Source organism: Limnohabitans sp. 103DPR2 (assembly GCF_001412575.1).
Classification (GTDB): Bacteria; Pseudomonadota; Gammaproteobacteria; order Burkholderiales; family Burkholderiaceae_C; genus Limnohabitans_A.
Window position 1 is genome coordinate 697449 of the sequence record NZ_CP011834.1, and the last position, 13996, is coordinate 711444.

13 protein-coding genes are annotated in these 13996 nt (G+C 54.0%); 11 read left to right on the forward strand and 2 right to left on the reverse strand.

Annotated features, from left to right (window positions below; all coding sequences use genetic code 11):
- The first annotated feature begins 9 nt into the window (after positions 1–9).
- The 10 genes from L103DPR2_RS03365 to L103DPR2_RS03410 all read left to right on the forward strand — a co-directional run bounded on the left by L103DPR2_RS03365 (position 10) and on the right by L103DPR2_RS03410 (position 10081).
- Positions 10–933, forward strand: coding sequence for an alpha/beta hydrolase fold domain-containing protein (locus L103DPR2_RS03365; RefSeq protein WP_055359751.1), 924 nt, complete (start codon positions 10–12; stop codon positions 931–933).
- 31 nt (positions 934–964) lie between these two features.
- Complete coding sequence (locus L103DPR2_RS03370) at positions 965–1564, forward strand: TetR family transcriptional regulator (RefSeq protein WP_055359752.1); 600 nt, start codon at positions 965–967, stop codon at positions 1562–1564.
- A 54-nt stretch (positions 1565–1618) separates the two neighbouring features.
- Positions 1619–3124 carry a lyase family protein gene (locus tag L103DPR2_RS03375; protein WP_055359753.1) on the forward strand — a complete coding sequence of 502 codons (1506 nt, stop codon included), beginning with the start codon at positions 1619–1621 and terminating at the stop codon, positions 3122–3124.
- 20 nt (positions 3125–3144) lie between these two features.
- The gene (locus tag L103DPR2_RS03380; protein WP_197274901.1) at positions 3145–3942 is read left to right on the forward strand and encodes a DUF4886 domain-containing protein; all 798 of its coding nucleotides are present in this window, start codon (positions 3145–3147) and stop codon (positions 3940–3942) included.
- 12 nt (positions 3943–3954) lie between these two features.
- The gene (locus L103DPR2_RS03385; protein WP_082466698.1) at positions 3955–4698 is read left to right on the forward strand and encodes a DUF3047 domain-containing protein; all 744 of its coding nucleotides are present in this window, start codon (positions 3955–3957) and stop codon (positions 4696–4698) included.
- 119 nt (positions 4699–4817) lie between these two features.
- On the forward strand, positions 4818–5798 hold the full coding sequence (locus tag L103DPR2_RS03390) for an ABC transporter permease (RefSeq protein ID WP_055359755.1): 981 nt from the start codon (positions 4818–4820) through the stop codon (positions 5796–5798).
- Between the two features lie 2 nt (positions 5799–5800).
- On the forward strand, positions 5801–7087 hold the full coding sequence (locus L103DPR2_RS03395; RefSeq protein WP_055359756.1) for a M20 aminoacylase family protein: 1287 nt from the start codon (positions 5801–5803) through the stop codon (positions 7085–7087).
- A gap of 42 nt (positions 7088–7129) precedes the next feature.
- A complete protein-coding gene (locus L103DPR2_RS03400) occupies positions 7130–8041 on the forward strand; it encodes an ABC transporter permease (RefSeq protein WP_055359757.1) in 912 nt (303 codons plus the stop codon).
- 25 nt (positions 8042–8066) lie between these two features.
- Complete coding sequence (locus tag L103DPR2_RS03405; protein WP_055359758.1) at positions 8067–9065, forward strand: ABC transporter ATP-binding protein; 999 nt, start codon at positions 8067–8069, stop codon at positions 9063–9065.
- Positions 9062–10081, forward strand: a complete 1020-nt coding sequence (locus tag L103DPR2_RS03410) for an ABC transporter ATP-binding protein (RefSeq protein ID WP_055359759.1) — start codon at positions 9062–9064, stop codon at positions 10079–10081. The genes L103DPR2_RS03405 and L103DPR2_RS03410 overlap by 4 nt, the downstream gene beginning before the upstream one ends.
- Before the next feature lie 86 nt (positions 10082–10167).
- Here the strand turns inward: L103DPR2_RS03410 and L103DPR2_RS03415 are convergent, their stop codons facing one another.
- Positions 10168–11760, reverse strand: a complete 1593-nt coding sequence (locus L103DPR2_RS03415) for an ABC transporter substrate-binding protein (RefSeq protein ID WP_055359760.1) — start codon at positions 11758–11760, stop codon at positions 10168–10170.
- 146 nt (positions 11761–11906) lie between these two features.
- Here L103DPR2_RS03415 and L103DPR2_RS03420 point away from each other — a divergent pair, with 146 nt between their 5' ends.
- Complete coding sequence (locus tag L103DPR2_RS03420) at positions 11907–13145, forward strand: metal-dependent hydrolase family protein (protein WP_055359761.1); 1239 nt, start codon at positions 11907–11909, stop codon at positions 13143–13145.
- Between the two features lie 4 nt (positions 13146–13149).
- Here the strand turns inward: L103DPR2_RS03420 and L103DPR2_RS03425 are convergent, their stop codons facing one another.
- Positions 13150–13995 (reverse strand): MurR/RpiR family transcriptional regulator, encoded by an 846-nt coding sequence (locus L103DPR2_RS03425; RefSeq protein ID WP_055359762.1) that lies wholly within the window; start codon positions 13993–13995, stop codon positions 13150–13152.
- Position 13996: the final 1 nt, after the last annotated feature.

The window sequence follows — 13996 nt, forward strand, 5'->3', positions numbered from 1 at the left end:
AAGAGAGCCATGAGCGTCAGCATGCTTCACAACGTTTCCACCTTGCCGCTGGACCCTGCCATTGTCGACATCGATCGGCAATGGAAAGCGGCCGGCATTCCCGACCTGTACGAGGGGGGCAATGGTCCCGTTAGCCGAGAGCGTGCGCACAATGTACGCGCATTTCTCTATCCCAAACCCAAGTTGCCCCAAGGCAGTATTGCATCACGGACTATTCCTGGCCCGGGTGGCGACATCGACGTGCGCATCATTCGGCCACTTGAAGGCGCAGTGACGGGCACTTTGGTCTATTTCCATGGCGGTGGTTGGGTGGTCGGTGATTTGGAGTCGCACGAAGCGCACGCCATTCGCTTGGCCAATCGTGCGGGTGTGGTGGTGCTTAATGTGGCCTATCGTTTGGCGCCCGAACATCGCTTTCCTGCTGCGGCCGACGATGCGGAAGCAGCGATGCGATGGGCGGCGGCCAACTTGGCAGCGTTAGGTGGTGCTGACAAGCCCTTGGCCGTGGGCGGCGACAGCGCCGGCGGTAATTTAGCCGCTGTGGCGGCTTTGTACTGCCGTGACCATGGCATTGCCCTGGCGTGCCAGTTGTTGATGTACCCTGCCACCAACTTGACGGGACGTGGCGGGCCAGAGAAATCTTACTTGGGTGAAGACGCTGAACAAAAAGCCCTTGACCCTCGTGTGTCGCCATTGAAAGCCTCAACATTGGCTGGTTTGGCGCCTGCCATTCTGGGCGTAGGTGTGCATGACTTTTTGTACCATGACAATATGGTCTATGCAGCTGCCTTGAAGGCTGCCAATGTGGCGTTATGCTTGCGGGTTTACGGTGATTTAAATCACGGCTTCTTCAGCTACACCGCAGTGTCGACGGCGTCAGCTGCTGCAGCCGATCAGTTGTGCGATGACCTCCGAGCCCACCTCTCCACCTAACACCTTGCTAGATCCCATAACGGACAAGCCCATGGATCCGGTCAAGCGCAATATATTGGAAGTTGCGCTGGCCGAATTCGCCAACTTTGGTTTGGAAGGCAGTCGCATTGAATCTATCGCGGCGGGCACGCACACCAGCAAACGCATGATTTACTACCACTTTGGTAGCAAAGAAAATTTGTATGCGCAAGTGTTGGAGTTTGCCTACCGCATCGTGCGAGAAGATCACGTCGATCCACCGGATGATTTGCCGCCGATTGAAGCTTTGGCCAGGCTGGCAGGGTATGCGTTTGACAATTTCAGCAAATACCCCGACTTCATTCGCCTCAGCCTGCAGGAAAATTTGCAAGGTGCAAGATTTTTAAAATCTTCCCCCACCATTGTTCAAATGAATCGCGCAACCTTTGCCATGGTGCAGGATTTGGTCCGCCGTGGTCAGGCCAATGGCAGCATGCGCAAAGAACTCGACCCCATGAATGTGTACATCAACTTCATTGGCCAGTGTCACTATCACATCTCCTCGCACTTCAACTACCAGGTTTTGTTTGACTACGATTCAAACCTGCCCAGCAACAGCCTATCTAGGCGGCAAGCCATCTGTGAAGCCATCGTGTGCTATGTTCGGGCTTGATGCTTGAACCTATTTGACGGCATCGTTGTGTTCGCCGAATTGAGGATCTTTGAAATGACTGGCAGTTATCAAAAATTTTGGACAGGTGTGACCTTGGTGTTTGCTTGCTCTTGGGCTGTCGCGCAAAAGAATGCAGGGAGAGATCAATTTTTTTGGTTAGGTCAAATTAACAAAGCTTCGGCAGTCATCAACGTCGATGAAGGCTTGCTTGAACGTGAGAAAGCACCCAAGATTGCCGCTGGCATCGTCAAGGTCATGGCAGATGGCGACAAGCCTGGTGCGGCGCGTCCCTTTCGTGTGGTTGAATTTGAACCCTTGCTGATTAGCGCTGCAGGACAAGAAGCCAGCTTGTTGCATGCCGGGCGCTCTAGCCAAGACATGTTTGCCACTTATCGGGCGGCGATCATGCGTGACAATCTCTTGGATTTGGCCGATCAGCTCACCAAAACCTCCGAAACGCTTGTTCGCTTGTCTGAAAAACATGCGCAAACCATTGTTCCCAACTACACCAATGGCATTGCGGCCCAACCAAATAGCTTGGGGCATGCTTGGCTGGGACATGCTGCTGGTTTTGAGCGCGATGCGCAACGCATACGAGAAGCCTATGCGCGTATCGACAGGTCACCCATGGGGACAACCGTTTTGAATGGCAGCAGTTGGCCCTTGAATCGCACGCGCATGGCGAATTACTTAGGCTTTGAAACGATCGTCGACAACGCCTATGACGCGGCGCAAATTTCGTCGAGCGAGTATCCCGTTGAAGTCAGCGCCATTGTGACCAGCATTGGTTTGCATACGGGGCACTTTATTCAAGACGTTATGAGTCAATACGGTCAGATTCGGCCCTGGATTTTTCTGGTGCCACTGCGATTTGTGAATACGCAAATCTCAAGTGCCATGCCGCAAAAACAAAACCCAATTTTGTTGACTGAAACGCGTCGAGAAATTTCTTCAACCTTGGCTTTGGCAATGGGGCCATTGATGCGGGCGCATAACATCACACCTGGCATGCAAGATCCCAAAGAGGAAAGCAGCAACACCGAAATGGTTCAAAGTGCGGTGCAATTTCTCAAACGTTTTGATCGAATTTTGAATGCCCTTGTGGTTGATCCCGATAGAGCATTGGAGGAGTTGAACAGTGACTGGACTGCGTCACAAGAATTGGCAGATGTGTTGATGCGCAAGTACAAAGTGCCGTTTCGCGTGGGACATCATTTCTCAACCGACATAGTTAAGCATGCCAAGCAACACAACATCAAGCCGCTTGACTTTCCTTATGCCGAAGCCAAACGCATCTACAAAGAAGTCATGAAAGAGTTTGATCCTCAGATGGAATTGCCCATGTCTGAAGTTGAATTTAAGAGCACGCTCAATCCTGTCGCGATTGTTCAAAATCGGGCCACGGTAGGCGGACCTCAGGCTTCTGAAATGAAGCGCATGGTGGCGCTGGCCAAAGACAAGCTCAAAGACCAGCAAAAGTGGACGACTGAGAAACGACAAAAAATAAATCAATCGCTAGCGCTTCTTGAAAAAGACTTTCAACGATTGTTGCAGCCATGAATTGAATGGCTTTTCAAGCGATGAAAAATTCATTGAAATGTTTTGTGCTTTGGCTGGTGTTGGGATGTTCGCTTGGCGCATCGGTATCGTTTGCTAAGACGCTCAACATCAAGCCGATCAGCAACGCCAGTCCAGAGCGCGTCTTGTTTGTTGGCAACAGTTACTACTATTACAACAACAGCCTTCACAACCACGTGTCTTATCTTGTCGAAGCCGCTGAACCTGCATTGGGCGCGCGTTTGCAATTCAAGTCGTCCACCATTGGGGGTGCTGCGCTCAATCACCACAACATGCCGCACCTCATCGAGCCGGGCCGCATTGGTGTGTCGCAGCCGTTTGAGTGGGTGGTGATGCAAGGCGGCAGTGGTGAGCCACTCTCGCCGCGTCGCCGTGAGATTTTTCGACAGACGGCGGCCCTCAATGCGGATTTGATTCGTGCCAAAGGCGGGCAAGTAGCGCTTTACATGACGCATGTCTATGTCAAGCCGCACCGTCAAGTCAAGCCAGAAAACATTGTGGCGACAGAATCGATGTACGTCGATGTGGGCAACGAGATCGGTGCCTTGGTGATTCCCGTGGGCTTGGCTTTTGAGGAGGCGTATCGCCGCTTTCCAGATTTGAAGTTTCACAATCGCGATGGCACACACCCATCATTGCTGGGCACTTACCTGGCGGCTTGCACCACATTTGCCGCTTTGTATGGCCGCTCGCCCGTGGGCAATGTGTACCGTGCAGATGGCCTTATTGATGAAGGGCTGGCAACCCAGCTTCAACAAGTTGCACAGGATGTTGTGACACAATTCTTTCAACGCAACTGAAACGCTGTGAACATGACTTTGCCCTTTGGTACTCGTTTGGCTTGGGCCCTGTGCCTTGGCGTCACGGTGTGGGCCTTGCAGGGCTGTGGCAGCTTGCCTCTTCCAGGAAAATCAGTCGCTGTCAGCAATCAAACCGCTTGGCAGCCCGAAGACCAATTGAAGTGGGACGCCGTCAAACTCCCTGGCAAAGTATCGACGCAATATTCTGTGGTGCGCTTGAGCAATCGCAGTGCCTTGCAGGCCAATGCGCAATCTTCGGCCAGCATGCTGCGCAAAGATTTGCACATTGAACCCGAACAACTGGGTGTCTTGAGTTTTTCTTGGCAAATCAAAAAATTGATAGACGGTGCTGACATGGCACAACGAGATCAAGACGACTCGCCAGTTCGCCTTGTGTTGGCCTTTGATGGTGATCGAAGTCAGTTTTCTGCCAAAAACGCCATGCTGAGTGAGCTGTCTCATGTGATGTCGGGACGTCCCATGCCGTATGCCACCCTGATGTATGTGTGGTGCAACCATCGGCCGGTTGAGTCGGTCATTCAAAACCCTCGAACCGATCGAATTCAAAAAATTGTCGTCGAGTCGGGGTCGCAGCGTTTGAACCAGTGGTTGACCTATGAACGCAATATTCGTGAAGACTATGAAAAAGCATTCGGTGAACCGCCCGGGGCGCTGATTGGCATTGGCTTGATGACCGACAGCGACAACACGCGCAGCCATGCACAATCTTGGTATGGTGCGATTCGCTTGCATTGACAAGCTGTCATTTTGAGCGTTCGTTGGCAATTTCCGCGAGTGAAGCGCAGTCGGGAATCCCCTCTGGCCAAAGTAGGCCTGTTTGTTGCATAGTTCAGGGTTCGAATTAAGGGAATTGAATGTTTGCATTTGTCATTCAACGCCTGATCCAGGCAGTCATGGTCATGGTTTCGGTGGCGTTCATCGCATTTTTGCTGTTCCAGTATGTGGGCGACCCCGTGTTGTTCATTTTGGGCCAAGACGCCACCGCTGACCAAATTACAGCGCTGCGCAAAGATTTGGGCTTAGACCAGCCCTTTGTGGTGCAGTTTTGGCACTTTTTGCTCAATGCCGCACAGGGCGAATTTGGCATCAGCCTGCGCCAAGGCGCCAAAGTGTCCCAACTCATTGCAGATCGCTTTCCAGCCACCTTAGAGTTGGCTGTTTTGGCCGCCGGCATGGCCTTGTTGATTGGCATTCCCATGGGCGTTTATGCCGCCCTGCGCCGCGGTACCTTTGGCAGCCAACTGCTCATGACCCTGTCTTTGCTGGGTGTGTCATTGCCCACTTTCCTCATTGGCATTTTGTTGATTTTGTTTTTCGCGGTCTTGCTGGGCTGGTTCCCAAGTTTTGGCCGTGGCGATGTCGTCAAAATTGGTTGGTGGAGCACAGGCTTGCTCACGGCCAAAGGTTGGCACCACATCATCTTGCCGGCCCTCACGCTCACGGTGTTTCAGTTGACCCTCATCATGCGTTTGGTGCGCGCTGAAATGTTGGAAGTGTTGCGCACCGATTACATCAAGTTTGCGCGTGCACGTGGCTTGTCCAACCGGGCTATTCACTTTGGTCATGCACTTAAAAACACCCTGGTGCCCGTGATGACCATCACCGGTTTGCAATTGGGTGGCCTCATTGCCTTTGCCATCATCACGGAGACGGTGTTTCAGTGGCCCGGCATGGGCTTGTTGTTCATTCAAGCGGTGACCTTTGCCGACATTCCGGTCATGGCGGCGTACCTGTGTTTGATTGCGTTGATTTTTGTGGTCATCAATTTGATTGTGGACTTGCTGTACTTTTTGGTGGACCCCCGGTTGCGCGTTGGCAAGGCGGGAGGGCACTGAGCATGTTGCGCAACAGTTCACATGACCTGAGTGCAGCCGACCCGGCCTTTCAAGGCGCTTCTTTGAAAAATGCCTTGGCCCAAGGTCGCGCCTTTGCACACATTGCCAAATTCCACCCCGAGCTCACAGCGTTCCGGCGTGACCTCCATGCCAACCCCGAGTTGGGCTTTGAAGAAATTTACACCTCGAGCCGTGTGGTTGAAGCGCTGAAAGTTTCTGGTGTCGACGCCATTCACACAGGCATCGGCAAAACAGGCGTGGTGGCCTTGGTGCATGGCCAAGGTCGAAATGCAGCAAACCCAGGGCGCATGATTGGTTTGCGCGCCGACATGGATGCGCTGCCCTTGCCCGAGCACAACGACAGTTTGTGGAAATCCAAAAATTCAGGCTTGATGCATGCCTGTGGTCACGATGGCCATACGGCCATGTTATTGGGTGCGGCGAGATACTTGGCCGAGACACGTCAGTTTGACGGCACCGCCGTGCTGATTTTTCAGCCAGGCGAAGAAGGCTACGCGGGTGCACGCGCCATGATGGAAGATGGTTTGTTCGACCGCTTTCCTTGCGAACAGGTGTATGCACAGCACAACTCGCCCGAAACACCCTTAGGCGTCATTGGCGTCACACCAGGCCCCATGCAAGCCGCAGCCGATACCATTCGCATTCACATCACCGGCAAGGGCGGTCATGGTGCCAGACCGCATCAAGCGGTGGATCCTGTGCTGGTAGCGGCGCACATCATCACGGCGGCGCAAAGCATTGTGGCCCGCAATCTGTCTGCGTTTGATCAAGCGGTCATCAGCATTTGCTCGATGCAAGCAGGCAACCCGGGGGCCTCCAGCGTCATCCCTGGCGAGGCCACTTTGGTGGGCACCGTGCGCACTTACAACGAAGCGGTTCAGCAAACCATTGAGGACCGCTTGCGCCATTTGTGCGAATCGGTGGCCCATGGCTTTGGTGCCACGGCACAACTCACCTACAAGCGCGGTTATCCGGCCACCGTCAACACGGTACCCGAGGCCAACTTTGCGGCCGATGTGGCCACCACCTTGGTGGGCGCAGAGCGCGTATGGCGCAACATGCCACCCAGCATGGGGGCGGAAGATTTTTCGTTCATGTTGCAGGCCAAGCCGGGTGCGTATTTGCGCGTGGGTCAAGGCGCCATCGATGGCCCCGGCCCTCACCCTTTGCACAACAGTCGCTACGATTTCAACGATGCCATCCTGCCTTTAGGGGCAGCGTTGCATGCCAGCTTGGTGGAGCATGCGCTGCCACTGTCTGGCGTTTAACACTTGGCCACGAAGACCCTCATTCAGAAAGATTCAGACGGCATGTCCAATCCCATTTCCCGTTGGCTCAACAGCGATGTTGGCTACAGTTTCAAGCATTCCAAAACAGCCATGTCGGCGGCTTTGATTGCCTTCATCTTTATTTTTTGCGCGTTGTTTGCCAAGTGGGTTGCGCCTTACAACCCCTTCGATGCCGCCAGTCTAGACCTCATGGATGCCCGTTTGCCCCCCGCATGGTCGGCGGAAGGAAGTGTCAAGTATTTGCTAGGCACGGATGACCAAGGCCGCGACATTTTGTCGGCCTTGATGTACGGCACACGGATCTCATTGGTGGTGGGTTTTGCATCCGTCTTTGTGTCCTTGTTGGTGGGTGTGACCTTGGGCCTGTTGGCTGGCTTTCGAGGCGGCTGGTTGGATGCCTTCCTCATGCGCTTGTGCGATGTGATGCTCTCCTTCCCGGCCATCTTGGTGGCCTTGCTGATTGCGGGTGTTGGACGTGCACTGTTTCCAGATGCCGATGACTCATTGGCCTTTGGCGTGCTCATCATTTCAATTTCACTCACCGGGTGGGTGCAATACGCGCGCACCGTTCGTGGCACCACCTTGGTCGAGCGCAACAAAGAATATGTTCAAGCTGCCCGCGTTACTGGGGTTGCACCCCTTCGCATCATGATCCGTCATGTACTGCCCAATGTGCTCGGCCCAGTGATGGTTCTGGCCACCATTCAAGTGGCCACCGCCATCATCACCGAAGCGACGCTGTCATTCTTGGGCGTCGGTGTGCCGCCTACCTCGCCATCGCTGGGCACACTGATTCGCATTGGCAATGACTTTTTGTTTTCCGGTGAATGGTGGATCACCATTTTCCCAGGCGTGACCTTGGTCCTCATCGCCTTGTCTGTGAACTTGTTGGGCGATTGGCTGCGCGATGCCTTGAACCCTCGTTTGCGTTGAGCCCTCATTCCTTTGACTGGTTGTCATGAGTCTTCTACAAGTTAAAAATTTGGTCGTGGAGTTTCCAAGCCGGCATGGCACCTTGCGTGCGCTGGACGAAATTTCATTTGAAATTGCCCCTGGTGAAATCTTGGGTGTGGTGGGCGAGTCGGGTGCGGGCAAGTCCCTCACCGGTGCGTCCATCATTGGTTTGCTTGAACCACCAGGTCGTGTGGCCGGCGGTGAAATTTTGCTCCAAGGTCAGCGCATCGACAATTTGAACAACGACCAAATGCGCAGCATTCGGGGTCGCAAAATTGGGGCCATTTTTCAAGACCCGCTCACCTCACTGAACCCTTTGTATTCGGTGGGCAAGCAACTGACTGAAACCATTCAGGCGCATTTGCCTGTGTCTGATCAGGAAGCGCGTCAACGCGCCATCGCTTTGTTGCAAGACACTGGCATTCCTGCCGCGGCAGAGCGCATTGACCACTACCCCCATCAGTTTTCGGGCGGCATGCGTCAGCGCGTGGTGATTGCCTTGGCCTTGGCGGCCGAACCCCAACTGATTGTGGCGGACGAGCCCACCACGGCTTTGGACGTTTCCATCCAAGCGCAGATCATCAGCTTGCTTAAAAACATTTGCAAACAGCGCGGCGCCGCCGTGATGCTGATCACGCACGACATGGGCGTCATTGCCGAAACCTGCGACCGTGTGGCGGTGATGTATGCCGGCCGCATTGTGGAAGTTGGGCCTGTGCATCAGGTGATCAATCACCCAGAGCATCCATACACCGCAGGCCTGATGGCTTCAATCCCCGACATGGAAGTCGACCGCGAGCGCTTGAACCAAATCGATGGCGCCATGCCGCGATTGAATGCCATCCCCCAAGGGTGTGCCTTCAACCCTCGTTGCCCCCAAGCGTTTGATCGGTGCAGACAAGAAAGGCCTGAGTTGACTCAAGTGAACAAGTTCGACCACAGCGGTCAGACGCATGTTGCGTGCTGGTTGCAAAGCGAAGTGAGCGCGGAGGCGGTGCGATGAGCCAGCACAATGCTTCTTCAAACCAGCAGCCCTTGGTGGTCGCGCACGACTTGGCCAAAACCTTTGACGTCTCTGCGCCTTGGCTCAGTCGGGTGATTGAACGCAAGCCTCGCCAACTACTGAAGGCGGTTGATGGCGTGAGCTTTGAAATTGAACGCGGCAAAACACTGGCCTTGGTGGGTGAGTCCGGTTGCGGCAAAAGCACGGTGGCGCGCTTGTTGGTGGGTTTGTATGAGCCAACCCGCGGTGGCCTCACCTTTGACGGAGAGGACGCCCATGCAGCGTTCAAATCCGACAACGCCAAAGCCATGCGCAAACGCATTCAGATGATTTTCCAAGACCCTTATGCCAGTTTGAACCCGCGCTGGAAAGTGGAAGACATCATTGGTGAGCCTCTCAAAGAACACGGACTGATTCACGATGAGCAAGAACTGAAAGCCCGTGTGGCAGAGTTGTTGCAGTCAGTAGGCTTGTCTGCCCTCGACATGGTGAAGTACCCCCATCAATTCTCTGGCGGTCAACGTCAGCGCATTTCAATTGCGCGCGCATTGGCTACAGCACCTGAGTTTTTGGTCTGCGATGAGCCCACTTCCGCGTTGGATGTCAGCGTGCAGGCGCAAGTGCTCAACATCATGAAAGATTTGCAGCGCGAGCGCGGCCTGACTTATTTGTTCATCTCGCACAACCTGGCGGTGGTGCGCCACGTGAGTGACAACGTGGGCGTGATGTATTTGGGGCAGTTGGTGGAATTGGCCGATAAGCACAGCTTGTTCAGCAACCCGCAACATCCCTACACGCGCATGTTGCTCGATGCCATTCCCAAGATGAAAGACACTGGCCGTGCGCGGACCCCCGTGCAAGGCGAGGTGCCCAATCCACTCAACCCACCACCTGGCTGCAGCTTCAACCCCCGTTGCCCCTTGGCCAATGAGCGCTGCAGAACGGAACGCCCTGTTTTGAAAAACATCAAGGGCATCAAGATTGCGTGCCATGCGGTGGAAGAAGGGCGACACTGAAGCCCTGTCAGTCGCTTCTTTGGAGCTTCAGCAGGCATAAAAAAAGACGCTCCGAGGAGCGTCTTTTTCGTGGTAATCACTGAAGATCAGTTGACAGTCACGTAATACATTTTGGGCGCATCATTTGAATTGTGCGTCATGGTGACGTTTTTCTTCATGGCCCATGGGCGCATCTGGTGGTGCAAGGGGATGTACAACACTTCGTCGCGCGTGATGGTCAAGGCTTCCTTGATCATGGCATCGCGCTTGGACTTGTCGAGTTCTGTTTTCATGGCTTCGATCAATGCATCTACTTTGGCATTGTTGATTTTGGAGAAGTTGAAACTGCCATCAGGACCTGAAGTACGTGTCATGACCAATGATTGCAAAGAGTACTGTGCGTCATAGGTGGCCACGCCCCAACCCAGCAAGTAAGCGCTGGTGTCGAAGTTTTGGATCTTGGAAATGAAAGGACCAAAGTTGATGGCGTTCAGCTTGGCTTTCACACCAATCTTGGCCCACATGTTGACCACAGCTTGGCAAACTTCTTCGTCGTTAACGTAGCGGTTGTTAGGGCAGTCAAGTGTGAACTCCACACCGTTGGGGTAACCCGCATCGGCCAACAATTTCTTAGCACCTTCTACGTCGGCAGGACCTGTTTTGTCCATGTCGGCGTTGTAACCGTTCACGCCAGGGGCAATGATGAGGCTGGCTGGAACAGACATACCGCGCATGATGCTGCGCTGAATGGCGGTCCGGTCAATGGCCATGCTCAAGGCTTTGCGAACGCGAACATCTTTGAAGAAGTTTTTGCCTTTGGGCGCGTATTTCAACTCGTCGCTGCCCAAATCAAAGCCAAAGAAGATGGTACGAACTTCAGGACCATCGAGCACAGACAAGGTAGGTGTGTTGCGCAGGCGTGCAACGTCTTGTGTGGGCAGGTCGGTGACGGCATCGACGTTACCCGCCAACAATGCAGCAATGCGTGTGGGGTCTGACTTGATGGGGGTGTAGATGATGTCGGTCACATTGCCTTGCAACTTGTCCCACCAAGATTTGTTGGCCGTCAAAACCACACGTTGGTCGGGCGCCCACTCTTTGATGATGTAGGGGCCAGTGCCGTTGGTATTGGTGGAGGCGAACGTAATTTCTTTGGCTTTGTAGTCTTGAATTTTCTCAGACTTGTTTTTCACCGACCATGATTTGCTCATGATGTAGAAAGTGGTGAAGTTGTTGAACAGTGTGGGGTTGGGTTTGTCCAAGATCACGTCCACTGTGTGGTCGTCAACCTTTTTCATTTCTTTCACACCCGCCACATAAATCTGCATGGTGCCTTGAGGTTGGCGAATGCGATCAAAGGAAAACACCACATCGTCTGCCGTGAAGGCAGAACCGTCGTTGAACTTGACGTTCTTGCGCAAATTGAAACGCACGGTGGTGGGGTTGATGTTGGACCAGCTGGTGGCCAATGAGGGCTCTACTTTGTAGTTCTTGTCGTAGCGCACCAAACCTTCGTAGGTATGGCCCACGATGTTGTTGGTGGTGGCGTGATTTTGTGAATGGGGGTCGAGCGTCAAGATGTCGTTTTGAGCGGCCCATTTGAATTCGACGGCCTGTGCGCTGGTAGCGCCAAGCAGGGCTGCCGACATGCCTATCGCCAGCGTCAGCAGGCGTGAGGTTTTGAGGAAGCGTTGGTACATGCTAAATCCTGTCTAAGTTAAATGACCAGTTCATTCTAGGGGACGCTAGGGACATTTCGCAAGGACCATCAGGGTTAATGCCGAGGGCGACAAACTCAGGCATTCTGAGTTTTAATGTGGTTTTTAAATGTCTGGGTGAATGTCCTATGAGCGCCATCTTGTTTCAATCCGCCAACGTCTTGGATGTCGAGTCTTTGACCTTGAAGTCCAATCAAGACGTTTGGGTCGAAAACGGGCTGATCAAATCCGTGGTGCTGCATCAGCCCGATGTGTTCATTGCCGACAGCACCAAAGTGGTGAAGGCGCAAGGCAAAACCTTGATGCCTGGTTTGATTGATTGCCACGTGCACGTGATTGCGGCGCACCTGAACCTCAATATCACCGCCAACCAGCCCAATGTGTTTGCCACTTTGCGCGCCTTGCCCATCATGAAGGGCATGCTGATGCGCGGCTTTACCACCGTGCGTGATGCGGGCGGTGGTGATTGGAATTTGGCGGAGGCAACACGCACTGACATGGTGGAAGGCCCGCGTATTTTTGCCGCGGGGCGCGCATTGTCGCAAACCGGTGGCCATGGCGATGGCCGTCCGCGCAGTGATGTGATCGAGCCTTGTGGTTGCTCCAGCCGTGTGGGCGCACTGGCGCGTGTGGTCGACGGTGTGGACAACGTGCGCTTGGCCGTGCGCGAAGAAATCATGAAGGGTGCCAACCAGATCAAGATCATGGCCTCTGGTGGTGTGGCTTCACCCAACGACCCCATTCATTACCTGGGCTATTCCGAAGCTGAAATTCGCGCCATTGTGGACGAGGCCGAGCATGCCGGTACGTATGTCATGGCCCATGCCTACACGCCCAAAGCCATTCACCGCGCTGTGGACTATGGTGTGCGCAGCATTGAGCACGGCAACTTGATCGACGTGTCAACCGCGCAGTTCATGGCCGACCAGCAAGCCTACATGGTGCCGACCCTGATTACTTACGAGGCTTTGGCCAATGAAGGTGCCAGCCTAGGCTTGCCTGCGGTGTCGGTGGCCAAAATTGAAACCGTGCGAAGTCAAGGTCAAAAGGCTTTGGAGATCTTGGCCAAAGCCGGCGTCAAGATGGCTTTGGGCACCGATTTGTTGGGCGAGTCACATCGCCATCAATCGGAAGAGTTGCGAATTCGCGCTGATATTTTGGGCAACGGCGCCGCGTTGCAACAGGCCACGCTCAATGCCGCAGAACTGATCAATATGACAGGCCAATTGGGTGTGGTGAAAGCTGGGGCCATTGCCGACTTGCTGTTGGTCGATGGCAATCCTTTGAACGACATGTCTTGCTTGTTGGGCCAAGGCGATCACATTCAAGCCATCATGAAAGATGGCAAGTTTTACAAACACACCTAAAGTGTCAGGTGTAGCGCTTGCTGCGCAAATTGTGTTTCATCTCGCGCAGGGCGGGCTGCAATGACTCGCCAATGCGCAGCGCTACGGTGGTGGCCAAAATGTCAATGATCAACAAGTGCAACAACCTTGAGACCATGGGGCTGTAGCGATCGTAACTTTCTGGGTGATCGGCGGTGAGGTGAATGTGACCTGCAGTGGCCAAGGGTGAGCCACTGGCCGTGATCACAATGGTGGTGGCGCCGCGCTTGCGTGCAATGTCGCAGGCGTCCATCAAATCGCGCGTACGGCCTGAGTTGGAGATCACCACCACGCAATCGCCTTTGCCCAACATCGAGGCGCTCATCACTTGCATATGGCCGTCGCTGTAGGCGATGGTGTTCATGCCCAAGCGAAAGAATTTGTGCTGTGCATCTTGTGCCACGATGCCAGAATTACCGACTCCATAAAACTCTATGCGTTTGCCAGTGGCATGTGTTTCGGCCAAGGCTTGTGCGGCTTGGTCGAGGGCAAAAGACGACGCATCGTTGCGGTACTTCAAAAATGCCGCCACCGTGTTGTCGATGACCTTCACCGCCACGTCACTGGTTTTGTCGTCTGCGTCCACGCTGCGGTGGATGAACGGTACGCCTTCGCTGACACTGCCTGCCAGCTTCAATTTGAAATCCGACAGACCGTCGTAGCCCACACTTCTGCAAAATCGAACCACGGTGGGTTTGCTGACGTGCGCACGATCGGCCAATTCCGTGACTGGCAAATTGGCGAACGCACGGGGATCTTGCAAAACCAATTTGCCAACGCGTTGCTCGGCAGGGGCGAGGGAGGGCAGTGAGGCTTTGATTCGGTCTAACATG

Bases quoted from the DNA above. Each gene is read 5' to 3' on its own strand.
- L103DPR2_RS03410 (WP_055359759.1), top strand. From the start codon at position 9,062: ATGAGCCAGCACAATGCTTCTTCAAACCAGCAGCCCTTGGTGGTCGCG.
- L103DPR2_RS03370 (WP_055359752.1), top strand. From the start codon at position 965: ATGGATCCGGTCAAGCGCAATATATTGGAAGTTGCGCTGGCCGAATTC.
- L103DPR2_RS03380 (WP_197274901.1), top strand. From the start codon at position 3,145: ATGAAAAATTCATTGAAATGTTTTGTGCTTTGGCTGGTGTTGGGATGT.
- L103DPR2_RS03390 (WP_055359755.1), top strand. From the start codon at position 4,818: ATGTTTGCATTTGTCATTCAACGCCTGATCCAGGCAGTCATGGTCATG.
- L103DPR2_RS03400 (WP_055359757.1), top strand. From the start codon at position 7,130: ATGTCCAATCCCATTTCCCGTTGGCTCAACAGCGATGTTGGCTACAGT.
- L103DPR2_RS03395 (WP_055359756.1), top strand. From the start codon at position 5,801: ATGTTGCGCAACAGTTCACATGACCTGAGTGCAGCCGACCCGGCCTTT.
- L103DPR2_RS03375 (WP_055359753.1), top strand. From the start codon at position 1,619: ATGACTGGCAGTTATCAAAAATTTTGGACAGGTGTGACCTTGGTGTTT.
- L103DPR2_RS03420 (WP_055359761.1), top strand. From the start codon at position 11,907: ATGAGCGCCATCTTGTTTCAATCCGCCAACGTCTTGGATGTCGAGTCT.
- L103DPR2_RS03415 (WP_055359760.1), bottom strand. From the start codon at position 11,760: ATGTACCAACGCTTCCTCAAAACCTCACGCCTGCTGACGCTGGCGATA.
- L103DPR2_RS03365 (WP_055359751.1), top strand. From the start codon at position 10: ATGAGCGTCAGCATGCTTCACAACGTTTCCACCTTGCCGCTGGACCCT.
- L103DPR2_RS03425 (WP_055359762.1), bottom strand. From the start codon at position 13,995: ATGTTAGACCGAATCAAAGCCTCACTGCCCTCCCTCGCCCCTGCCGAG.
- L103DPR2_RS03385 (WP_082466698.1), top strand. From the start codon at position 3,955: ATGACTTTGCCCTTTGGTACTCGTTTGGCTTGGGCCCTGTGCCTTGGC.
- L103DPR2_RS03405 (WP_055359758.1), top strand. From the start codon at position 8,067: ATGAGTCTTCTACAAGTTAAAAATTTGGTCGTGGAGTTTCCAAGCCGG.